This is a genomic window from Streptomyces sp. NPDC048479, from assembly GCF_040651435.1.
GTDB lineage: Bacteria > Actinomycetota > Actinomycetes > Streptomycetales > Streptomycetaceae > Streptomyces.
Genome location: NZ_JBEZKA010000016.1, coordinates 42,053 through 63,988, shown reverse-complemented (window position 1 = coordinate 63,988; position 21,936 = coordinate 42,053). Strand labels below are relative to the sequence as shown.

Genomic DNA, 21,936 nt, shown 5'->3' with positions numbered 1-21,936 from the left:
AGGCATGACGCAGGAGGCGCACGTGACGCAGGGACCGCTCACCACGGAGGCCGGCGCACCGGTCGCCGACAATCAGAACAGCGAGACCGCGGGCGTCGGCGGACCGGTTCTGGTTCAGGACCAGGTGCTGCTCGAGAAGCTCGCGCACTTCAACCGTGAGCGCATCCCGGAGCGCATCGTGCACGCACGCGGCGCCGGTGCGTACGGCACCTTCACACTGACCCGGGACGTCTCGCAGTGGACGCGCGCGAAGTTCCTCTCCGAGGTCGGCAAGCAGACCGAGACGTTCCTGCGCTTCTCCACGGTCGCGGGCAACCTCGGCTCGGCGGACGCGGTGCGTGACCCCCGCGGTTTCGCGCTGAAGTTCTACACCGAAGAGGGCAACTACGACCTCGTCGGCAACAACACCCCGGTGTTCTTCATCAAGGACGCCATCAAGTTCCCGGACTTCATCCACACCCAGAAGCGCGACCCGTACACCGGCTCGCAGGAAGCCGACAACGTGTGGGACTTCTGGGGCCTCAGCCCGGAGTCGACGCACCAGGTGACCTGGCTCTTCGGTGACCGCGGTATCCCGGCGACGCTGCGTCACATGAACGGCTACGGCTCGCACACGTACCAGTGGAACAACGAGGCCGGCGAGGTCTTCTGGGTCAAGTACCACTTCAAGACCGACCAGGGCATCAAGAACCTCACCACGGACGAGGCCAACCGCCTCTCCGGTGTGGACCCGGACTCCCACCAGCGCGACCTGCGTGAGTCCATCGAGCGCGGCGACTTCCCGTCCTGGACCGTGCAGGTGCAGATCATGCCGGCGGCCGAGGCGGCGAACTACCGCTTCAACCCGTTCGACCTGACCAAGGTCTGGCCGCACGAGGACTACCCGCCGATCGAGATCGGCAAGCTGGAGCTCAACCGCAACCCGGAGAACATCTTCGCCGAGGTCGAGCAGTCGATCTTCAGCCCCGCGCACTTCGTGCCGGGCATCGGTTCGTCCCCGGACAAGATGCTCCAGGGCCGTCTCTTCGCGTACGGCGACGCCCACCGCTACCGCGTCGGCATCAACGCCGACCATCTGCCGGTGAACCGCCCGCACGCCACCGAGGCGCGCACCAACAGCCGTGACGGCTTCCTGTACGACGGCCGTCACAAGGGCGCCAAGAACTACGAGCCGAACAGCTTCGGCGGCCCCTTCCAGACGGACAAGCCGCTGTGGCAGTCGACCGCCGTCGCCGGTGGCACCGGCACTCACGAGGCCCCCAGCCACGCCGAGGACAGCGACTTCGTGCAGGCGGGCAACCTCTACCGGCTGATGTCCGAGGACGAGAAGGGCCGTCTGATCGAGAACCTCGCAGGGTTCATCTCGAAGGTGTCGCGCGACGACATCGCCGAGCGCGCGGTCAACAACTTCCGTCACGCGGACGGTGACTTCGGCAAGCGGCTCGAGGCCGCGGTCCAGGCCCTTCGCGGCTGACGGACGCTTGTCGTAGTACAGAGGGCCGGATCCCTGTCCAGGGGGTCCGGCCCTCTCGGATGCCCTGATCCGTCGTGTGCCTAACCCGTCAGGATCGCCGGGTGCCGCCTGACCGGGGCCCAGCAGCGGATGATGTCGCGTACCGAGACGATGCCTACGGGCCCGTCCTTGTCGAGCACGATCAGATGCCGGAAGCCGCCGTGCGTCATGGCCTCAGCGGCCTCCTCCAGGGTCCAGGACGGCGCGGCGAAGACGACGTCGGTGGTGGTGTGGGTACCGGCGGTCTCCAGATCGGGGTCCTGCCCCGCGCCCACCGAGTTCAGAATGTCGCGCTCGGTCAGAATGCCGAGGCCGCCGGCATCGGTGTCGAGGACTACGGCGGCGCCGATACGGCGCGTGGCCATCAGGCCGGCCGCCTGGCGGAGTGTGTGTGCGGGTCCGATGGTGAGGACCACCGTGCTCATGGCGTCACGGACGAGCATGGATGGAGCCACCTCCTTGGTGGATCGGTTGTTCGGGAACCGATTCACAAGTTCACAAGTGGGGGGACTCCTAGAGTCGCAGCCCTGCGGGGCGGCAGCAAGGGGGCGCGCACCGCAGCCTGGGCGGCGCGCGGAAGCTCATGGAAAAGGTGTATGTACCCGTCAGTACCGCTGGTTGAGATAGCCCAGCAGTTCCTCGTGGAGCAGACCGTTGGACGCGGCTGCGTTGCCGCTGTGCGGGCCCGGGCGCCCGTCGAGGCCGGTGAAGGATCCGCCCGCCTCCTGCACGACGATCGCCGTCGCCGCCATGTCCCACAGTGAGAGCTCCGGCTCGGCGCAGATGTCCACCGAACCCTCGGCGACCATCATGTACGGCCAGAAGTCGCCGTAACCACGGGTGCGCCAGCAGGCCCGGGTCAGATCCATGAACCCGTCGAGCCGTCCCTGCTCCTCCCAGCCGGTAATCGAGGAGAACGCGAACGAGGCGTCCGCGATCCGGCCGACCTTGGAGACCTGCAGCCGGCTCGCGGAGGTCAGGCTGCGCCCGGTGTAGGCGCCGCGGTCCTGAGCGGCCCACCAGCGGCGGCCCAGCGCCGGGGCCGACACCACGCCCACGACGGGCTGGTAGCCGCCCTCGCCCTGCACCATCAGTGAGATCAGCGTTGCCCAGACCGGCACGCCGCGTACGTAGTTCTTGGTGCCGTCGATCGGGTCGATGACCCAGCGGCGCGGGCCCGTGCCCTCGATGCCGTACTCCTCGCCGAGGATCGCGTCACGCGGCCGTGCCCGCTGGAGCTGTCCGCGGATCAGCTCCTCCGCCGTCTTGTCGGCCTCGCTCACCGGCGTCATGTCCGGCTTGGTCTCCACCTTGAGGTCCATGGCTTTGAACCGGTCCATGGTGGCGGCGTCGGCGGCGTCCGCGAGGACATGGGCGAGACGCAGATCATCGTGGTAGTCGGGCATGGTCGTCACTCTATCGGGGCTTCCCAGGCCCCTCCCGGGTCCCTGTCTGCCAGGGCTATTGACAGTGGGGGGCCGCACGTCAACCCTGAGCCCAGTGCCGCTTGGCCTGGGAGGCGACGATGCCTACAGCGCGAGAGTCCCTACTGAACGCCGCTCTCGCGGCGCTCGCAGACCTGCCCTGGGCAGCGGTACGGATGGTGGACGTCGCATCCGCCGCCGGGGTCTCGCGGCAGACCCTCTACAACGAGTTCGGCAGCAAGGACGGCCTCGCCCGCGCACTGGTGCGGCGCGAGGCCGACCAGTACCTCCATGGAGTGGAACGGATGCTGGCCGAGTGGACCGGGGCCGCGGACCGGCTGGTGGCGGTCGCCGAGTGGACCGTCGGCGAGGCCCGGGCGAGGCCGCTGCTGAGGGCCCTGCTCACCGGCTGCTGGGGCGAACGGCTGCCGGTGCCGAAGCCCGCCCGACGCGACGCCGCGATGTCCGGAGTGCCGGCCCAGCGGCGTGCGGACGCGGGGCTGCCGGCCCCGGCCGAGCTGGTCGCGTCGGTACGGGACCGCTCGCTCGCCGCACTGGGCCGGGGCATGCAGGACAGCCGTACGAGGGAGGAGTCGGCCTATCTGGCGCACCGCTGCGAGCTGACGGTGCGGCTCGCGCTCTCGTATGTGATCGCGCCGGTCGGTGAGGGGGTCGGTCTGCTGGTGCGTACGGCCGTCGGCGGGGCCGTCAACGGGCCGAGCCCGAGAGCTGCAGGCCGATGACGCCGATGATCACCAGCGTGATGGAGATGATCTTGAGGGTGGAGACCACATCGTCGAGGAAGACCATTCCGTAGATCGCGGTGCCTGCCGCGCCGATGCCCGTCCACACCGCATATGCGGGACCCACATCAAGCTTCTTCAGGGCGAGCGTCAGCAGGCCGAAGCTGCCGAGCGCGAAACTGGCGAAGGCGACGGTCGGCCAGAGCCTGGTGAAACCGTGCGAGAGCTTGAGGCAGACCGCGAAGCCCGTTTCCAGGAATCCGGCGACCACCACCAGCAGCCACGCCATGGCTGTGCCTCCCGCGTCGGTCGGTGACTGCTCAGTCGCACTCGGTGCGATTATGCACTTACCGGCATCGACTGCTCGCAAACGTGCGCGCGTCAGTCGCCTTCGCGTCGTTCCCGCGTGGCGAGCAGCCGCCGCAGCGAGTAGAGCCGCGCCGGATCGGCGTGCCCCTCGGCCACCCACTCGTCCAGGGCGCACTCCGGCTCGTCATGACTGCAGGCGCGCGGACAGCCCTCCGTACCCGGTATGAGATCGGGGAAGGCGAGGATCACCCGGGACGGATCGACATGGTGCAGACCGAAGGAGCGCACGCCCGGGGTGTCGATCACCCAGCCGCCCTCCGCGTCCGCGAGCGGGAGGGCGAGCGCGGAGGTGGTGGTGTGCCGGCCGCGTCCGGTGACCGCGTTGACAAGGCCGGTGCTCCGCCGGCGTTCCTTCGGAACGAGGGCGTTGACCAGGGTCGTCTTGCCGACGCCGGAGTGGCCGACGAAGGCGGTGGTCCGGCCTTTGAGGTGCTCATGGACCCGCTCGGCTGCGACGCCGTCCACGAACTCGTCGCGGGTGGTGACCACATGGGGAACGCCGAGCGCTCCGTACATCTCCAGCAGCTCGTCCGGCGAGGCCAGATCCGACTTGGTCAGTACGAGCAGCGGGGTCAGCCCGCCGTCGTACGCGGCGACGAGGCAGCGGTCGATCAGCCGGGGGCGCGGCTCGGGGTCGGCCAGCGCCGTCACGATCGCCAGCTGGTCGGCGTTGGCGACGACCACGCGCTCGAACGGATCGTCGTCGTCCGCCGTGCGCCGCAGCACCGACTTGCGCGGCTCGATACGCACGATGCGCGCGAGGGTGTCCTTCTCGCCGGAGAGATCGCCGACGATGCCGACCCGGTCGCCGACCACCGCGGCCTTGCGGCCCAGTTCGCGGGCCTTCATCGCCATGACGACCCGGTCGTCGACGAGGCAGGTGAGCCGGCCCCGGTCCACGGTGAGGACCATGCCCTCGATGGCGTCCTCGTGCTTGGGGCGGATATTGGTCCGCGGGCGGTTGCCCTTGCGGTTGGGGCGGACACGGATGTCGTCCTCGTCGGGGTTCTTGCCGTAGCGGCGCATGTCCTCAGGCCCCGAGCATTCCGGCCCACATCTGCGGGAAGTCGGGGAGTGTCTTCGCGGTTGTCGCGACGTTCTCGATCTCTACGCCGTCGACCGCGAGGCCGATGATCGCGCCTGCCGTGGCCATCCGGTGGTCCTCGTACGTATGGAAGACGCCGCCGTGCAGCGGGCGCGGGCGGATGTGGAGGCCGTCCTCGGTCTCGGTGACGTCGCCGCCGAGTTCGTTGATCTCCTTGGTGAGGGCCGCGAGGCGGTCCGTCTCATGGAGGCGCAGATGGGCGACGCCGCGCAGCGTGGAGGGGGAGTCGGCGAGCGCCGCGACCGCCGCGATGCCCGGGGTCAGCTCACCGACCTCACCGAGGTCGACGTCGATGCCGTGGATACGGCCGCTGCCGGTGAAGACCAGACCGCCGTCGGTCAGCTCGCAGGAGCCGCCCATCTCGGTGAAGATCTCGCGCAGCGCGTCACCTGGCTGGGTGGTGCGCTCGGGCCAGTCGGGGATGGTGACCCGGCCGCCGGTGACCAGCGCGGCCGCCAGGAACGGCTGGGCGTTGGAGAGGTCGGGCTCGACAGTGAGATCGCGGCCGAGCAGGGCGGACGGGGAGACCCGCCAGACATTGGGCTCGCCGCCGGTCTCCGGCTCGTCGACCTGGGCGCCGACGGCGCGGAGCATGTCGACGGTCATCCGGATGTGCGGCATGGAAGGGAGCTTGCCGCCGATGTGCCGTACCTCCACGCCCTGGTTGAAGCGCGGGGCGGAGAGCAGTAGCGAGGAGACGAACTGGGAGGACGAGGAGGCGTCGATCTCCACCGGGCCGCCGTCCAGCGCGCCGCCGCCGTACACGGTCATGGGGAGCGCGCCCCGGCCGTCGTCGTCGATACGGGCGCCGAGAACGCGCAGCGCGTCGATCACGCCGCCGAGCGGGCGCTCGTAGGAACGGGGGTCGCCGTCGAAGCGGACCGGGCCGTCGGCAAGCGCGGCGACGGGAGGCAGGAAGCGCATCACCGTACCGGCGTTGCCGACGTCGACCGTGGCAGGGCCGTGCAGGCCGGACGGGATGACGCGCCAGGTCTCACCCCCGCCGTCGGGGCCCACGCCCTCCTCGATGCCGACGCCGAGAGCGCGCAGTGCCTCGGCCATCAGGAAGCTGTCACGGGAGCGGAGCGGGCGGCGCAGCCAGCCGGGTTCGGCGGCGAGCGCGGCAAGCACCATGGCCCGGTTGGTGACCGATTTCGATCCGGGCACGGTGACCGTCGCTTCGACGGCCCCGGTCGCGTAGGGGGCGGGCCAGAGGGCAGGGTGCACGGAGCTTTCGGTCATGGCCATCACTTTAGTGGCTCGGCGGAGAGCCGGATCTTGATCAAATGCTCCGAAATCGGGGCGTAATCAAGGGGTGATAGAGGGCTCTCCGGGGGCTTGGCCGACGGTCAGAGGCCCAGCAGCCAGCGGCCGCCGCCGATCAGCGCACAGATCGACACCGCGTGGAAGAGGAACAGCCACATCGCGGCCGGCACATGGGTCAGCCGGGAGAGTTGGTCGGCGTCCGAGTCCGGGGCCCCGCCGTGGCGGCGCTTGGACTGGAGCTCGAAGGCCGGCCGTACGCCACCGAGCAGCAGGAACCAGACGGCGAGATAGGCGAAGACGGACTGTACGCCGGGTTCTGTCAGCCAGGAGATGAGCAGGAAGGCGGCACCCGTGAGGATTACGGTGAGTGCGCCGTACGCATTGCGGATCATCACCAGCATCGCGATGAGCAGGGCGGTGGCCAGCCAGAGGAGCAGCGTGATGTGGTGCGCGGCGAGCAGATAGGCACCGCCGAGGCCGAGCAGCGGCGGAGCGGTGTAGCCGGCGGCGGCGGTCAGGATCATGCCGATCCCGGTCGGCTTGCCGGCGCTGACGGTGAGGCCGCTGGTGTCGGAGTGCAGCCGGATGCCGTCGAGGCGGCGGCCGGTGAGCAGCGCGACGAGGCCGTGGCCCCCTTCGTGGGCGATGGTGATCGCGTTGCGGGAGAGCCGCCAGAGGGAGTGGGGCACGACGGCGGCGAGGGCGACCAGGCCGGTGATGATGACGAGCCACTCGGCGGGGACGGGCTGGGTGCCGGAGACGCGGTCCCAGAGGTCGCCTATCGCGGCGCTGCTGAGGCTGGTGGCGGGATCGGTGCTGGCCATTTCTCGGGCGGCTCCTCGGGAGGCGGGCGGGAGTGGCAGTGTGGCACTCATGTGCGGACGGTATGCAGCGAGTCGTAGGCCCGAGGATCTCGCAGGACTCTTCGAGGTCGAGAAGTGGGAGCCGGAGGAGACGCTGGCGCCCGATTGGAACGTGGCCCCCACGAAGGAGGTCTACGCGATTCTCGAACGCCCTGTTAAGGACGCTGAAGACCGTCGTCCGGTTCGCCAGCTGCGGGGCCTGAAGTGGGGGCTCGTGCCGTCGTGGGCGAAGTCGCCGGAGGGCGGCGCGCGGATGATCAACGCGCGGGCGGAGACGGTGCACGAGAAGCCGTCGTTCCGCAGGCCGTTCGTGTCCCGGCGCTGCATTCTGCCGGCGGACGGCTATTACGAGTGGGTGACCGGGGCGGGGGAGCGGGAGCTGGAGGTCGAGGGGAAGAAGAAGCGGCCGCGGAAGCAGCCGTACTTCGTGACGCCGTCGGACGGGTCGGTGTTCGCGATGGCCGGCCTGTACGAGTTCTGGCGTGATCGCACGCTGCCGGACGATCATCCGCAGGCGTGGTGGGTGACGTGCTCGGTGATCACGACGGAGGGGGAGACGGGACCGCTGGGGGTGGCCCCGGCGGAGGGCCCGCGGTCGCTCTCGGACATCCACCCGCGCATGCCGCTGATGCTGACGCCGGACCGGTGGGACGCGTGGCTGGACCCGTCCAGGACGGATGTGGAGGAGCTGCGTGGGCTGCTGGAGCCGCCGCCGGGTGGCCTGATGAGGGCGTATCCGGTGACGACGGCGGTCAGCAATGTCCGGAACAACGGGCCGGAGCTGCTGGAGGAGCTGTCGGGGCCGGAAGTGGGCACGCTGTTCTGACCGGGGGTGGTTCTCCCCGGCCGCGCCCCTTCCCGATACCGGAGGCAAGCCCCCGGACCCACGGACCCCCGGGGCGCGGAGCGGCGGGGTGGAGCCCGGGGCCCCGCGCCCAGGCGAGCGGCGGGTGATGTCCTGCGGGCGTGCCCCCAGGGGCTGGTAGCTGTGCCTCGCGGGGCCTGGCGAGGGGCCGCTGGGGCGGGGTCGGGCGCGGTACCCATACCCCCACAACACAACCCCCGCGCCCCGGCAGCGGCAGGATGGGGCTTGTGAGTCGGATCGAGATCGTTGAGACAGCCGCCGGGGACGCCCGTGTCACCTGGTACCCGGCCGAGCGGGCGCGGCTTGTGCTGGCGCTCAGTCATGGGGCCGGTGGTGGCATCGAGGCGCGGGATCTCCAGGGGATTGCCGGTGTCCTGCCCCAGGAGCGGGTCACGGTCGCGCTCGTCGAGCAGCCGTGGCGGGTGGCAGGGAAGAAGCTCGCGCCCGCGCCCAAGACGCTCGACATCGGGTGGCGCGGGGTCTGGCCCGCGCTGCAGAAGCCCGGGCTGCCCGTCGTCGCCGGTGGGCGCAGTGCCGGGGCTCGGGTCGCCTGCCGGACCGCCCAGGAGCTCGGCGCCGTCGGCGTGCTCGCGTTGAGTTTTCCGCTGCATCCGCCCGGCAGGCCCGAGAAGTCCCGGGCCGACGAGCTCCTCGGCGCCGGGGTGCCGACCCTCGTCGTACAGGGCGGGAATGATCCCTTCGGCAAGCCCGGAGAGTTCCCCGAGGGTGCGCACGAGCTTGTGGAAGTCCCGTACGGGGATCACGGGTTCGGCGTGCCCAAGCGGGCGGGGATGGCCGAGGCCGAGGTGGTGAGCATCATCACGGATGCGGTCGGCAGCTGGGCCCGCGGACTCCGGGAATGCTGAGCGTACGAGCACTGTTGTGGCCGATGTCGGAGAAACAGAGCATGGTGCATTGAGTAGGGAGTCCGTCGCATGGGTTCGACCATCTGCCCGAGCCGCTCGCACGCCGCTGACCTGGAGTGGACGGTGCTTTCCGCGGCGAAGACCGCCCCTGTTCGGGCGGCGGACGGAGCGGATCGTCGTCTATCCTCCGATTCGAGCGGGTCGGCATTCGGCCTCGCCACATCGTTGGAGGAGGTGGGTCCGGTCACTGGGACCGACGCAGGGACCGACGACGGCCAGGCGGAGCAGTCCGAGGAGACGACCGCCGAGCGCAATTCCCGCTTCGAGCGGGACGCCCTCGGGTACCTCGACCAGATGTACTCGGCCGCGCTGCGCATGACGCGCAATCCGGCTGATGCCGAAGACCTCGTGCAGGAGACGTTTGCCAAGGCGTACGGATCCTTCCACCAGTTCCGTGAGGGCACGAACCTCAAGGCGTGGCTGTACCGGATTCTCACGAACACCTTCATCAACTCCTATCGCAAGAAGCAGCGCGAGCCCCAGCGCAGCGCCGCGGAGGAGATCGAGGACTGGCAGCTCGCGCGCGCCGAGTCGCACATGTCGACCGGGCTGCGTTCCGCCGAGTCGCAGGCCCTCGACCATCTGCCGGACTCGGACGTCAAGGCGGCTCTCCAGGCGATCCCCGAAGAGTTCCGCATGGCGGTCTATCTCGCCGACGTAGAGGGCTTTGCGTACAAGGAGATCGCGGACATCATGGGAACGCCCATCGGCACAGTGATGTCCAGGCTGCACCGAGGCCGCCGTCAACTGCGCGGCATGCTGGAGGACTACGCCCGCGAGCGCGGGCTCGTCCCCGCCGGTGCAGGAGAGTCGAACGAAGCGAAAGGCTCAGGCTCATGAGCTGCGGAGAGCCGCACGAGACGGACTGCTCAGAGGTCCTGGACCATCTCTATGAGTTTCTCGACCACGAGATGCCCGACAGCGACTGCACCAAGTTCGAGGTGCACTTCGAGGAGTGCTCCCCCTGCCTGGAGAAGTACGGGCTGGAGCAGGCCGTGAAGAAGCTGGTGAAGCGTTGCTGCGGGCATGACGACGTGCCCAGCGATCTGCGGGCCAAGGTCATGGGACGCATCGATCTGATCCGGTCCGGGCAGGCCGTGCCCGACCATGATGTGACGGTCTCCGGCGCCGAGCTGCCGAGCGTCGCGCAGGAGTAGGCGTACTCGTACATACGAACAGGGTGTGTCGCGGTTGTCGCGACGCACCCTGTTCGTATGTCACCCGTAGGTGCGAATCGCAGGCTTCCGGCCGCCGTACACCCCTCAACTCGCTAGCCTAGGCGCTCGATTTGAGGGGGGTGCAGGGCAGTGAAGCCCATACCGACGGCGGCACGCGCGTACATTCTGTGCGTCGTACTGGGCGCTGTGGCGTGTGCGCTGCCCGTACTGCCTGCCCTGCCTGTACCGCCCGTACTGCCCGTGCCGCGGCCTGGCGCCGAGGCCCCCTGGAGCGCCGTACTGATGCTCGCCGGGCTGTACGCCGTGTGTGAGCTGCCCGCCCGCTGCCGCTACCTCGGCGACTCCGTGCCGTTGGCTGCCGGATCGTTCTTCCCCGTACTCCTCGCCGCCGCCTTTCTGCTGCCGCCCGCCGCGGCCGCGCTCGTCGCCGTGCCCGGTGCGCTGCTGGGGCGGGTCGACCGGCGCCCGGCCGGAGTACGCCGGATCTGGCGCGCCGCGCAGCTCGCGCTCGCGACCTGGGGCGCGGCACAGGCGTATCTGCTGCTGAATGGTGAGCGGACACTGCGGGCACCGGACTTTCCGTACGCGCTGCTGCCGGCGGCCGCCGGTGCGCTCGCCTTCTGCCTGGTGCTGACCGCGCTCGACGTCGGCATCCTGGCCACCGCGGAACGCCTGCCCGTACGGACCGCCTGGCGCGGGCTGCTGTTGCGCTCGGCGGCGCCGCACTGCGCGCACGGGCTCGCCGGACTGATGATGGCGGTGCTGTGGCGCAGTCCGTACGGGCCGCTCTCCGCGCTCTTCGTCCTGCTGCCGATGTACATCTCCTGCTGGATCTTCGCCCAGTACCACCGTGAGCGCGCCGCCCATCAGGCGACCATCCGGGCGCTGGTGCAGGCCGTCGACATCAAGGACAAGTACACCCGCGGGCACAGCGAGCGGGTGGGGCGGGCGTCGGTGCTGATCGCGCGCGAACTGAGCATGGAGGAGGAGCGGCTCGAGGTGCTCCGGTTCGCGGGGATACTCCACGACGTCGGCAAGCTCGGGGTGCCGACGCGGGTGCTGCGCAAGGACGGTCCGCTGACGCCGGACGAGCGGCGGGTGATCGAGCTGCATCCGGAGTACGGGCACGAGATGGTGCGCGGCATCGGGTTCCTGGGGGAGGCGCGGGCGGCGATCCTGCACCATCACGAGCGGCTGGACGGGAGCGGTTACCCGTACGGGCTGGCAGGGGGCCAGATCCCGGAATTCGCGCGGGTGGTGGCGGTGGCGGACGCGTTCGACGCGATGACCTCGACCCGGTCGTACCGGCGGGCCCGGCCGGTGGCGGTAGCGCTGGAGGAGCTGCGGCGGTGCGCGGGGACGCAGTTCGACCCGGAGATGGTGCGGGCGCTGGCCAAAGCGCTGGAGCGGCACGGCTGGGAGACGGCGGTGACGTCGGACGAGCCGACGGGGGTGATGTCGGACGAGCCGACGGGGGTGATGTCGGACGAGCCGACGGGGGTGATGTCGGACCAGCCGGCGGCAGTGGCGCGCGAGTCGGCGGGGGTGGCGCGCGGGCCGGACCTGCGAGGAAACGTGCCGCCTCAGCCGGAGCCGCCGCGCGTGGCAGTGCCCGGGCGCGACGACGGTGCGGCGGGTGGCCCGGGGTGAGAGCGGGCGCGGCGTGATACGGCGGCCCGGCGTCATCGTTGGCGCCCTTTACACCGCCGCTGCCCTGCTCATCGGGGCCGGGCTGGCGTGGACCGCGTGGCAGGGAGTGGACGAGCCCGGGAACGCCCTCGCCTTCGGTGCCCTCATCCTCGTCGGCGAGCTCGTCCGGTGGGGGGCCCTGCCCGGCGAGCGGGAGCCCGCGCCACTCGCGGCCGCCGGGGCGCTCGCGTATGCGTTGCTCGGCGAGTGCGCGGGGGAGCCCACCACCCATGGTGTCCTCCAGGTCGTCGCCGTCGTCGTTGCCGCCGCGCTCGTCGGTGCCGTACCGCATGTGGCGCGCGGGAGCGGGCCCGCGCTCGATCATGTGGCGCGGCGGGTGCTGACCGTCGGGTTCGCAGCCGTGTGCTTCCAGCCGCTGTACAACTCGGGCGAGTTGGGAAAAGTCATCGGGCACGGGGCATACCATGCGGTCTTCCTCCTCGTCCTGCTCGGACTGACCGCCCTGTGCGACGCGGTCATAGCCGCCGCGATGCTGCGCGCCCGCACCCTCCCCCACAGCGCCAAGCGCATGGGCGGTACCCCCATTCCGTACGGGCCGCTGCTGCGCGACGAGCTGAGGGCTCTCCTCGGAATCGGCTCCGCCGTCTGCGCCACCGGAGCCGTGATGGCGCTCGCCGTCGCCGTCGCCGGACTGTGGGCGCTTCCTGTGTTCTGCGTACCTCTCCTGCTCGCCCAGCTGTCCTTCCGGCGCTACACCGCGGTCAGGACCACCAACCGGCAGACCATCGCCTCCCTGGCCCGCTCCACCGAAATCGCCGGCTACACCCAGTCCGGCCACGCCCGCCGAGTCGCCGCGCTCAGCACCGCCGTCGGGCGTGAGCTGGGGCTCTCCGGGCCCGATCTGACCGTTCTGGAGTACGCGGCGCTGATGCACGACATCGGCCAGCTCTCTCTCGTCGACCCCGTACCGGAGGGCGCCACCGCTCTGCTGCCCGCCGCCGAGCAGCGACGTATCGCGCTCCTCGGCGGAGCGGTCGTCCGGCAGACCGGCGTCCCCGTGGCCGTCGCCGTCGTCGTGGAGCGCCAGGCAGATCCGTACCGGGAACAGCCGCTGCCCGCCAGGATCGTCCGGACCGTCAACGCATACGACGATCTCACCGGGGGAAGCGGAGGAACAGCGGGCGGGGCGCTCACGGCACTCGAACGGCTGCGGCTCGGCACCGCCCACGACTACCAGCCGGAGGTTGTCGAATCGCTTGCCAGAGTCCTCGCACGAGGCGGTCTGGCCCCGGTCCCACCTGGGTAACCCATGGGTAATGAGCGAGCCTGTGACCGGGCATGGTTGGATGCGAAGAAGAGGGTGTCCGGGGGCACTGACCCGAGCGACCGGCAGGCGGGAATCGTGAGGATCTTCGGGAAGGTACGGCATCGGCCCTCCGCCTCTTGGCGGCAGGCCACCGACCGCGCGTTCACGCTGATCGGCGACGGGCGGTACGAGGACGCGGGAGCGCTGCTGACACGGGCCGCGGACCTTGAGCCCTGGCTCTCCGAGTCCTGGTTCAACCTGGCGCTGCTGCACAAGTTCCGGCACGACTGGGAGCAGGCGCGCGCCGCGGGACTGCGTGCCGTCGCCCTGCTCGACAAGGAGACCGGCGCCCCCGACTGGTGGAACGTCGGAATCGCCGCCACCGCACTGCAGGACTGGCCGCTGGCCCGTCGCTCCTGGCAGGCCTACGGACTCAAGGTGCCGGGTGCGGCCGCCGCGAACGGCGAGCCGGTCGGCATGGAGCTGGGAAGTGCGGCCGTCCGCCTCTCGCCCGAGGGCGAGGCCGAAGTGGTGTGGGGCCGCAGGCTCGACCCGGCACGGATAGAAGTGCTCTCCATCCCGTTGCCGTCCTCCGGGCGCCGCTGGGGCGAGGTCGTCCTGCACGACGGAGTGCCCCACGGCGAGCGGACCACCACCGCGGGACCGTCCTACCCCGTCTTCGACGAGATCGAGCTCTGGGCCCCCTCGCCCGTACCCACCTGGGTGGTCCTGCTCGAGGCCGCGACCGAGGCCGACCGGGACGCCCTGGAGCAGCTCGCCGCCGACGCCGGATTCGCAGCCGAGGACTGGTCCTCGTCGGTGCGACTGCTGTGCCGGGCCTGTTCCGAGAGCCGTATGCCCAGTGCCGAGGGCGAGGGCGAGCACCTCGACCCGCACGACCACAGCGAGCCGGGACACCCGGGGCCGCTGGGACACCGCACGGCCGGCGATCTGTGGTCCCCGGAGCGCGAGTGCGGCATCGCGGCGCCCGCCGGGCTCGTACGCGGCCTGCTGGACAGCTGGGTCGCGGACAGCCCGGACTCCCGTGAGTGGCGGGATCTCGAGGAAGTCTGCTGACCCCTGGCCGTAGGCTGTACGGACACAGAGTGAGCAAGCATCGGGTACTGAGAAGGGCGTACGGCTGACATGGCGTCGCAGCAGAAGACGGACCAGCAGGTCAACGATGGTTTCGTCGTGGACACGGAAGACTGCGAGGAGCGCGAGCTGGCGTACCGGGAGCGTGGCACGTCCCGCCCGATCACGGTCGTCGGCAATCCGGTGCTCCACAAGGAGTGCAAGGACGTCACCGAGTTCGACGACAGGCTCGCCGCTCTCATCGACGACATGTTCGCCAGCCAGCGGACGGCGGAGGGCGTGGGCCTGGCCGCCAACCAGATCGGCGTGGACCTGAAGGTCTTCGTCTACGACTGCATGGACGACGAAGGCGTACGTCACGTCGGCGTCGTCTGCAACCCGGTGCTCGAGGAGCTGCCGGCCGAGCGCCGTGTCCTGGACGAGGCCAACGAGGGCTGCCTGTCCGTCCCGACGGCGTACGCGGCGCTGGCGCGTCCCGACTACGCGGTGGTGCGCGGGCAGGACGCCGAGGGCAAGCCGATCAAGGTGCGCGGCTCGGGGTACTTCGCCCGCTGCCTGCAGCACGAGACGGACCACCTGTACGGATACCTGTACATCGACCGGCTCTCGAAGCGGGACCGCAAGGACGCCCTGCGGCAGATGGAAGAGGGCACGCCGCGCTACGAGACCGTCCCGAACGCCTGATCCTTCTGCGACGCCGGAGAGCCCCGCTCACAACGAGCGGGGCCCTCGGGCGTTCACGCGACGTCGCGCACCGGGCCTCGGAAGGTCCGGCGGTACGCGTTCGGTGTGGTGCCGAGCGTACGGAGGAAGTGGTGGCGCAGCCCCGCCGCGTTCCCGAAGCCGGCGCGGCCCGCGATCGCATCCACCGTCTCGTCCGTCGACTCCAGCAACTCCTGTGACAGCAGTACCCGTTGGCGCAGCAGCCAGCGGTACGGAGTGGTCCCCGTCTCCTGCTGGAAGCGGCGGGCGAAGGTGCGCGGTGACATATGGGCGCGGGTCGCGAGCTGCTCGACGGTCATCTCGCGGTCCAGATGCCGCTCCATCCAGGACAGCACGTCGCCGACGGTGTCGCAGGGGGTGCGTGGCAGTGGGCGCTCGATGTACTGCGCCTGCCCGCCGTCGCGGTGCGGCGGGATCACCATCCGCCGGGCGACTTTGTTGGCGACCTCGGGGCCGTGCTCCTGGCGTACGACATGAAGGCAGGCGTCGATCGCCGCAGCGGTGCCGGCCGAGGTGATCACCGGCCCCTCGTCGACGTACAGCACATCGGGGTCCACGAGGGCCCGCGGATGGCGGCGGGCCAGCGCCTGGGCGTGCCGCCAGTGGGTGGTGCAGCGGCGGCCGTCGAGCAGCCCCGCGGCACCGAGGACGAACGCGCCGGTGCAGACGCTGAGCACACGGGCGCCGCGGTCCACGGCGCGGCGCAGTGCGTCCAGGAGCTCGTCGGGATAGCCGCGGGTGGGGTACGAGCCGCCGGTGGGGACGGCGATGAGGTCGGCCTCGTCCAGCCGTTCGAGGCCGTACGGAGTGCTGATGGTGAATCCGGCATGGGTACGCAGGGTGGGGCCCTCGGCGGAGACCGCCGCGAAGTCGTAGACGGGCAGTCCTTCGTCGCTGCGGTCGAGGCCGAACACCTCGCAGACGACGCCGAGTTCGAAGGGGTGCACCTCGTCCAGCAGGACGGCAGCCACATTTTTCAGCATGGAATCAGTGTGGCAGTAATTCGATGGTTGATGACAGTCCTGCCACTGACTTCTTCGGCGCGGAAGGACGACAGTGGACGTCATGAACACCTTCCTGAGCTACCTCTTCGTACTCGTCCTGTTCGGGCTGATCACGCTTCCCGCCTTTGTCGGACACGCCAGGGAGCGCGCCATCGACCGCCAGCTGCGCCGGGCCGAGCAGCTCGACGAGGAAGGCCCCCATCAGCTCGTCGAGCGGCAACTCGAGGTCCGGTCCCGGGTCACGCGGCGTCCGTTGGCGCGAGTGGGCTCGGCCGGTAGTCGGGCAGAGCTGCGACGCTGCTGACCTTCTCTCCCAGTTTGAGCATGCCGTTCATGAGCAGGGGCCGGGACAACAGGCTGTTGCGCACGCGTATGCCGGTCCTGGTGCCGGGGGCGAGGAACTTTCCGGTGCGGTCGCCGCCCTTCTGGCAGCCCGTGACGTACCGCCGAAGTCTGCTCTCGTAGCGGGTGAAGGCCACCCGGTGGTCGCCCTTGGCCCGCGCGAGTTCGCCGGCCAGTACGTAGGCAGCGACCACCGCGGCCCCCGTTCCCATGCCGCCGATGGTGGCCCCGAACGCGGCGTCTCCGACGAGACCGATCCGGCCCGTGGACCAGGTGTCCACGTCCGCCCGGCTGATTGAGTCGAAGTACAGGTCCGGCGCCTGCTGCAGGGATTCGAGGAGTCGCGGCACTTCCCAGCCGAGGCCGGTGAATGCCTTGGTGATCAGCGCCTTCTGCTGATCGAGGTCGTGACGGTCGTACGGCACCTGAGGCGCGGCGAAGACGAAGAAGGCCCCTGCCCGCTCAGGGTTACGGTGGTCGGCGCCGAAGGAGGCGAGTCGGCCCGGAGCGTTGTAGCAGACCGAGCCCTTCGCCAGGCCCAGGTAGTTGGAGAGCTGCCAGGTGGCCGCGTAGTGGCCGAGGTGGCTCACATAGTCCTTCTCCGGGCCGAAGGCGATGCGGCGGACGTTGGAGTGCAGCCCGTCCGCGCCGATCACAAGGTCGAACGTGCGTGAGGCTCCGTGCCGGAAGTCGACCTGTACGCCGGACGAGGTCTCGGTGAGGTCGGTGATCGAGTCGCCGAAGATGTACTCGGTCCGGGGGAGGCTGTGCTCGTGCAGCACCCGGGCCAGATCACCGCGAAGCACCTCTATGCCACCGCCGGCGAACTCGGCCGGCAGGTACAGCAGTTGCCGACCGTCGTCGCCGACGAAGCGCATCGGGCTGCCGCCGGTCTGGAACCGGCGCAGATCGTTCAGTACACCCATACGCTCCAGCACGGCCAGATGCGTCTCGCCGCGGAAGTCGACGGCCTGGCCGCCGTCGCGCAGGGCCGGGGCCAACTCGACGACTGTGGGCCTGAAGCCGTGGCGCCCCAGCCAGTAGGCCAACGCCGGGCCGGCGATGCTCGCGCCGGAGATGAGGACGTTCTGGATCATGGATCCCCCCAGTGAAACTGTATCCGGTGGACACTGTAGTTACTGTGTACGATAGACACAGTTCGGTGGACCCGGCAAGGCTCGGCAGATCCACAAGGCTCGACAGGAGGGGCGACGCGCATGGGTGACAAGCACGTCGAGACGATGCGGCTGCTGTGGGGGCCCCACCCCAGGCCCGCGCGAGGCCCCAAACCGACACTTGACCTGGACCGCATCGCACGGGCCGGGATCGAGGTCGCCGACTCCGAGGGCTTGGGCGCTGTGTCCATGCAAAGGGTCGCCGCGCTGCTGGACGTCACCAAGATGGCGCTGTACCGGTATGTGCCGGGCAAGGCCGAGTTGGTCGCGCTGATGGTGGACGCCGCGCTCGGCGCGTACCCGACCGAGGCTGAGCGGCATGACGGCTGGCGGGACCGGCTCGAGGACTGGGCTCGTCGGCTGATCGCTGTCTTCCGCCGGCACCCATGGGCGCTGGACGCCACCGTCGGGCCGCGGGTCATGGGTCCCGCAGAGCTGTCCTGGATGGAGCGGGCAATCTCGGCGCTGGACGGTACGGGCCTCAGCGGCGCCGAGCAGATGGATGCCGCGGTCCTGTTGGCCGGACACGTACGCGCCATCGTCCAGCAGACCCGCGCGGCAGGTCCGGCAGGCAAGCCCGAAGCCCAGCTGGGCGCCATCCTCGGAGAGCTGATGCAGGCACATGGTGAGCGCTTCCCTGCCCTCACTGCCGCGCTCGCCTCGGCGGCTCAGCCCGGCGAGGGTGACCAGGCATGGGAGTTCGGCCTGCAGCGCATCCTGGACGGACTGGCCGTACTCATTGACCAGCGTGCCCGCTGATTGTCAGCTCGGTTTCGACGCCGGTGCACACCGCGCGCGAAAACTGAAACGGCCGGGCGGATGCGCAGAAGGCATCCGCCCGGCCGTTCAGCCCCCGTCCCCCGTATTCACATGGTCTGGAACGGTCCGGAGAGGTCTTGACGGGTCTAGAAGTCGTCGTCGAAGCCGACCGAGCCCTCGACCGCCACCTGGTAGGCGGAAGGACGGCGCTCGAAGAAGTTCGTCAGCTCCTGGACGCCCTGCAGCTCCATGAAGGAGAACGGATTCTCCGAGCCGTACACCGGAGCAAAGCCCAGCCGCGTCAGCCGCTGGTCGGCGACGCACTGGAGGTACTCGCGCATCGACTCGGTGTTCATACCGGGCAGACCGTCGCCGCACAGATCGCGGCCGAACTGCAGCTCCGCCTCGACGGCCTCCTTCAGCATGTCGGTGACCTGCTGCTGGAGCGCATCGTCGAAGAGCTCGGGCTCCTCCTTGCGGACGGTGTCCACAACCTCGAAGGCGAAGTTCATGTGCATCGTCTCGTCCCGGAACACCCAGTTGGTACCGGTGGCCAGACCGTGCAGCAGACCGCGGGAGCGGAACCAGTAGACGTACGCGAACGCGCCGTAGAAGAACAGGCCCTCGATGCACGCCGCGAAGCAGATCAGATTCAGCAGGAAGCGACGGCGGTCTGCCTTCGACTCCAGCCGGTCGATCTTCTCGACCGAGTCCATCCACTTGAAGCAGAACTGGGCCTTCTCGCGGATGGAGGGGATCTCCTCGACCGCGTCGAAGGCGGCCGCGCGGTCGTCCGGGTCCGGCAGATAGGTGTCGAGCAGCGTCAGATAGAACTGGACGTGCACCGCCTCCTCGAAGAGCTGACGGCTCAGATAGAGCCGCGCCTCCGGGGAGTTGATGTGCTTGTAGAGCGTCAGCACCAGGTTGTTGGAGACGATCGAGTCACCCGTCGCGAAGAACGCGACCAGCCGGCCGATCATGTGCTGCTCGCCGGCGGAGAGCTTGGCGAGGTCGGCCACGTCGTTGTGGAGATCGACCTCCTCCACGGTCCAGGTGTTCTTGATCGCATCGCGGTAGCGCTCGTAGAAGTCCGGGTAACGCATCGGACGCAGGGTCAGTTCGAAGCCCGGGTCCAGCAGGTTCTTCTCGGTGTTCGGGGTGGTCATTACTGGCAGGCCTCGCAGGACTCGGGGTTTTCGAGGGAGCAGGCGATCGCGTCCGCGTCGGGCGCCGACGACTGCTGTAGCGGGATGGGGGCGGCGGCCGCCGCAGCGCCGGAGCCGGCCGCACGGGCGATCCGCGTCGCCGGCCGGGAGCGCAGGTAGTACGTCGTCTTCAGCCCCTGCTTCCAGGCGTACGCGTACATCGAGCTGAGCTTCCCGATCGTCGGCGTCTCCAGGAAGAGGTTCAGCGACTGGCTCTGGTCCAGGAACGGCGTACGGGCCGCCGCCATGTCGATCAGGCCGCGCTGCGGGATCTCCCACGCAGTGCGGTACAGCGCGCGGACGTCGGCCGGGATCCAGCTGAAGCCCTGCACCGAGCCGCTGGACTCGCGCAGCGCCTCACGGGTCTGCGCGTCCCAGACGCCGAGCTTCTTCAGCTCCGCCACCAGGTAGCCGTTGACCTGGAGGAACTCACCGCTGAGTGTCTCGCGCTTGAAGAGGTTGGAGACCTGCGGCTCGATGCACTCGTAGACACCTGCGATCGAGGCGATGGTCGCGGTCGGCGCGATGGCGAGCAGCAGGGAGTTGCGCATGCCCCTCGAGGCGACCCGGGCGCGCAGCGCGTCCCAGCGCTCCGGCCAGTTCAGCTCGACGTCGTAGTGGTCGGGGTGCAGCACGCCACGGGCCGCGCGCGTCCGGGACCAGGCGGGCAGCGGGCCGTTGCGCTCGGCGAGGTCGCAGGACGCCTCGTACGCCGCCAGCATGATCCGCTCGGCGATCTTCGTGGAGAGGGCCTTCGCCTCGGCCGAGTCGAAGGGCAGGCGGAGCTTGAAGAAGACGTCCTGGAGGCCCATCGCGCCCAGGCCCACCGGCCGCCACTTGGCGTTGGAGCGGCCGGCCTGCTCGGTCGGGTAGAAGTTGATGTCGACGACGCGGTCGAGGAAGGTGACGGCGGTACGGACGGTCTCGTCGAGCCGCTCCCAGTCGATGCCGCCGTCGGCGACGAACGAACCCAGGTTGACCGAGCCGAGGTTGCAGACGGCCGTCTCACCGTCGTCCGTCACCTCGAGGATCTCGGTGCAGAGGTTCGAGGAGTGGACCGTGTGGCCCGGCTCCGCCGTCTGGTTGGCGGTGCGGTTTGAGGCGTCCTTGAAGGTCATCCAGCCCTGGCCGGTCTGGGCGAGCGTCCGCATCATCCGGCCGTAGAGGTCACGGGCCGGCATGGACTTCTGCGCGAGACCGGCGGCCTCGGCCTTGCGGTACGCCGCGTCGAACTCGTCGCCCCACAGGTCGACCAGCTCCGGCACATCCGCGGGCGAGAACAGCGACCAGTCGGCGTCCGCCTCGACGCGGCGCATGAACTCGTCGGGGATCCAGTGCGCGAGGTTCAGATTGTGCGTACGCCGGGCGTCCTCACCGGTGTTGTCGCGCAGCTCCAGGAACTCCTCGATGTCGGAGTGCCAGGTCTCCAGGTAGACGGCGGCGGCGCCCTTGCGCCTGCCGCCCTGGTTCACCGCGGCGACCGAGGCGTCGAGGGTCTTGAGGAACGGAACGATGCCGTTGGAGTGGCCGTTGGTGCCCCGGATCAGCGAACCGCGGGAGCGGATACGGGAGTAGGAGAGGCCGATGCCGCCCGCGTGCTTCGAAAGACGGGCCACCTGGTGGTAGCGGTCGTAGATCGAGTCGAGCTCGTCCAGCGGCGAGTCCAGCAGATAGCAGGAGGACATCTGCGGGTGGAGGGTGCCGGAGTTGAAGAGCGTGGGCGAGGAAGGGAGGTAGTCGAGGCGGCTCATCAGGCCGTACAGCGCGGCGACCTCGTCCAGGGCACGGACCGAAGCGTCTTCGGCGAGGCCGCAGGCGACGCGCAGCATGAAGTGCTGCGGGGTCTCGATGACCTGACGGGTGATCGGGTGCCGGAGCAGATAGCGGCTGTAGAGGGTGCGCAGACCGAAGTAGCCGAAGCGGTCGTCGGCGGTCTGGTCGATGAGGGAGTCCAGCCGCGCGGCGTGCAGCGTCACGAACTCGGCCGTACGGTCCGCGATCAGGCCCTCGCGGTGCCCGACCGCGACGGATGCGGAGAAGGCCACCGCGCCCTGTCCGGCTGCCTCGTCCGCGATATGACGGGTCAGCAGGCGGGCGGCGAGCCGTGAGTAGGCAGGGTCCTCGGAGATCAGCCCCGCGGCCGCGTCGGTGGCGAGGCTCCGCAGCTCGGCCGCGTCCGACCCGGCGTGCCGGCCGCGCAGCGCGGCGGCGGCGACACGTCCGGGGTCGGTGTCGGGCAGATCGGCGGTGAGGTCCGTGAGGGTCCGCAGCAGTGCGGTCCCGGGGCCGTCGGCCACCTGCTCGGAGATGCCTGAAGCCGGATCGGCTGGCGCGATGGTCACGTGGTGCTCTCCCTCGCTCGGCTCTGGGCCGGCGGGGGAGGGGAGGCCGGTACGGGCGTACGTACCCGTCTAAGGGCAGCACA

The 21,936-nt window shown here is 69.9% G+C and carries 22 protein-coding genes; 12 read left to right on the top strand and 10 right to left on the bottom strand.

Annotated features, from left to right (window positions below; genetic code table 11):
- The first annotated feature begins 4 nt into the window (after positions 1 to 4).
- A complete protein-coding gene (locus AB0D12_RS24220) occupies positions 5 to 1,474 on the top strand; it encodes a catalase (protein ID WP_362686505.1) in 1,470 nt (489 codons plus the stop codon).
- Between the two features lie 80 nt (positions 1,475 to 1,554).
- Here AB0D12_RS24220 and AB0D12_RS24215 read toward each other — a convergent pair whose 3' ends face one another.
- Both AB0D12_RS24215 and hisN read right to left on the bottom strand, forming a co-directional pair.
- Positions 1,555 to 1,956 carry a CBS domain-containing protein gene (locus AB0D12_RS24215; protein ID WP_362686502.1) on the bottom strand — a complete coding sequence of 134 codons (402 nt, stop codon included), beginning with the start codon at positions 1,954 to 1,956 and terminating at the stop codon, positions 1,555 to 1,557.
- Positions 1,957 to 2,118: 162 nt separating this feature from the next.
- Positions 2,119 to 2,919, bottom strand: coding sequence for a histidinol-phosphatase (gene hisN, locus AB0D12_RS24210; RefSeq protein ID WP_362686499.1), 801 nt, complete (start codon positions 2,917 to 2,919; stop codon positions 2,119 to 2,121).
- A gap of 119 nt (positions 2,920 to 3,038) precedes the next feature.
- Between hisN and AB0D12_RS24205 the strand changes: the two genes are divergently transcribed.
- Positions 3,039 to 3,680, top strand: a complete 642-nt coding sequence (locus AB0D12_RS24205; RefSeq protein ID WP_362686496.1) for a TetR/AcrR family transcriptional regulator — start codon at positions 3,039 to 3,041, stop codon at positions 3,678 to 3,680.
- On the opposite strand, the gene AB0D12_RS24200 is transcribed toward AB0D12_RS24205, so the two are convergent.
- From AB0D12_RS24200 to AB0D12_RS24185, 4 genes are all read right to left on the bottom strand, one after another.
- Positions 3,646 to 3,969: a multidrug efflux SMR transporter gene (locus AB0D12_RS24200; protein ID WP_362686493.1), complete on the bottom strand. Its 324-nt coding sequence runs from the start codon at positions 3,967 to 3,969 to the stop codon at positions 3,646 to 3,648. The genes AB0D12_RS24205 and AB0D12_RS24200 overlap by 35 nt on opposite strands.
- 92 nt (positions 3,970 to 4,061) lie before the next feature.
- A complete protein-coding gene (gene rsgA, locus AB0D12_RS24195) occupies positions 4,062 to 5,075 on the bottom strand; it encodes a ribosome small subunit-dependent GTPase A (protein ID WP_362686490.1) in 1,014 nt (337 codons plus the stop codon).
- Positions 5,076 to 5,079: 4 nt separating this feature from the next.
- The gene (gene aroA, locus AB0D12_RS24190) at positions 5,080 to 6,396 is read right to left on the bottom strand and encodes a 3-phosphoshikimate 1-carboxyvinyltransferase (protein ID WP_362686487.1); all 1,317 of its coding nucleotides are present in this window, start codon (positions 6,394 to 6,396) and stop codon (positions 5,080 to 5,082) included.
- A 107-nt stretch (positions 6,397 to 6,503) separates the two neighbouring features.
- Positions 6,504 to 7,244 (bottom strand): M50 family metallopeptidase, encoded by a 741-nt coding sequence (locus AB0D12_RS24185; RefSeq protein WP_362686484.1) that lies wholly within the window; start codon positions 7,242 to 7,244, stop codon positions 6,504 to 6,506.
- Between the two features lie 49 nt (positions 7,245 to 7,293).
- On the opposite strand from AB0D12_RS24185, the gene AB0D12_RS24180 reads away from it, so the two are divergent.
- The 8 genes from AB0D12_RS24180 (at position 7,294) to def (ending at position 14,987) form a co-directional block, all read left to right on the top strand.
- Positions 7,294 to 8,109: an SOS response-associated peptidase gene (locus AB0D12_RS24180; protein ID WP_362686481.1), complete on the top strand. Its 816-nt coding sequence runs from the start codon at positions 7,294 to 7,296 to the stop codon at positions 8,107 to 8,109.
- 257 nt (positions 8,110 to 8,366) lie between these two features.
- Positions 8,367 to 9,014 (top strand): alpha/beta family hydrolase, encoded by a 648-nt coding sequence (locus tag AB0D12_RS24175; RefSeq protein WP_362686478.1) that lies wholly within the window; start codon positions 8,367 to 8,369, stop codon positions 9,012 to 9,014.
- A 234-nt stretch (positions 9,015 to 9,248) separates the two neighbouring features.
- A complete protein-coding gene (locus AB0D12_RS24170; protein ID WP_327325969.1) occupies positions 9,249 to 9,914 on the top strand; it encodes a sigma-70 family RNA polymerase sigma factor in 666 nt (221 codons plus the stop codon).
- Entirely contained in the window at positions 9,911 to 10,231 is a 321-nt protein-coding gene (gene rsrA, locus AB0D12_RS24165) for a mycothiol system anti-sigma-R factor (RefSeq protein WP_326652476.1), read from the top strand. Before AB0D12_RS24170 ends, rsrA begins: the two co-directional genes overlap by 4 nt.
- Before the next feature lie 150 nt (positions 10,232 to 10,381).
- A complete protein-coding gene (locus AB0D12_RS24160) occupies positions 10,382 to 11,902 on the top strand; it encodes an HD-GYP domain-containing protein (RefSeq protein ID WP_362686475.1) in 1,521 nt (506 codons plus the stop codon).
- A gap of 64 nt (positions 11,903 to 11,966) precedes the next feature.
- The gene (locus AB0D12_RS24155; protein ID WP_362686844.1) at positions 11,967 to 13,208 is read left to right on the top strand and encodes an HD domain-containing protein; all 1,242 of its coding nucleotides are present in this window, start codon (positions 11,967 to 11,969) and stop codon (positions 13,206 to 13,208) included.
- 96 nt (positions 13,209 to 13,304) lie between these two features.
- Positions 13,305 to 14,285 carry a hypothetical protein gene (locus AB0D12_RS24150; protein ID WP_327325972.1) on the top strand — a complete coding sequence of 327 codons (981 nt, stop codon included), beginning with the start codon at positions 13,305 to 13,307 and terminating at the stop codon, positions 14,283 to 14,285.
- A gap of 69 nt (positions 14,286 to 14,354) precedes the next feature.
- Complete coding sequence (def, locus tag AB0D12_RS24145; protein WP_362686472.1) at positions 14,355 to 14,987, top strand: peptide deformylase; 633 nt, start codon at positions 14,355 to 14,357, stop codon at positions 14,985 to 14,987.
- A 53-nt stretch (positions 14,988 to 15,040) separates the two neighbouring features.
- On the opposite strand, the gene AB0D12_RS24140 is transcribed toward def, so the two are convergent.
- Complete coding sequence (locus AB0D12_RS24140; RefSeq protein ID WP_362686469.1) at positions 15,041 to 16,009, bottom strand: helix-turn-helix domain-containing protein; 969 nt, start codon at positions 16,007 to 16,009, stop codon at positions 15,041 to 15,043.
- A gap of 82 nt (positions 16,010 to 16,091) precedes the next feature.
- Here AB0D12_RS24140 and AB0D12_RS24135 point away from each other — a divergent pair, with 82 nt between their 5' ends.
- A complete protein-coding gene (locus AB0D12_RS24135) occupies positions 16,092 to 16,334 on the top strand; it encodes a hypothetical protein (protein ID WP_362686466.1) in 243 nt (80 codons plus the stop codon).
- On the opposite strand, the gene AB0D12_RS24130 is transcribed toward AB0D12_RS24135, so the two are convergent.
- Complete coding sequence (locus AB0D12_RS24130) at positions 16,270 to 17,469, bottom strand: FAD-dependent monooxygenase (protein WP_362686463.1); 1,200 nt, start codon at positions 17,467 to 17,469, stop codon at positions 16,270 to 16,272. The two genes, AB0D12_RS24135 and AB0D12_RS24130, sit on opposite strands and share 65 nt — an antisense overlap.
- A gap of 120 nt (positions 17,470 to 17,589) precedes the next feature.
- On the opposite strand from AB0D12_RS24130, the gene AB0D12_RS24125 reads away from it, so the two are divergent.
- Complete coding sequence (locus tag AB0D12_RS24125; RefSeq protein WP_362686460.1) at positions 17,590 to 18,306, top strand: TetR/AcrR family transcriptional regulator; 717 nt, start codon at positions 17,590 to 17,592, stop codon at positions 18,304 to 18,306.
- 146 nt (positions 18,307 to 18,452) lie between these two features.
- Here the strand turns inward: AB0D12_RS24125 and AB0D12_RS24120 are convergent, their stop codons facing one another.
- Both AB0D12_RS24120 and AB0D12_RS24115 read right to left on the bottom strand, forming a co-directional pair.
- The gene (locus AB0D12_RS24120) at positions 18,453 to 19,472 is read right to left on the bottom strand and encodes a ribonucleotide-diphosphate reductase subunit beta (protein ID WP_362686457.1); all 1,020 of its coding nucleotides are present in this window, start codon (positions 19,470 to 19,472) and stop codon (positions 18,453 to 18,455) included.
- Positions 19,472 to 21,853, bottom strand: coding sequence for a ribonucleoside-diphosphate reductase subunit alpha (locus AB0D12_RS24115; RefSeq protein WP_362686454.1), 2,382 nt, complete (start codon positions 21,851 to 21,853; stop codon positions 19,472 to 19,474). The genes AB0D12_RS24120 and AB0D12_RS24115 overlap by 1 nt, the downstream gene beginning before the upstream one ends.
- Between the last annotated feature and the right edge of the window lie 83 nt (positions 21,854 to 21,936).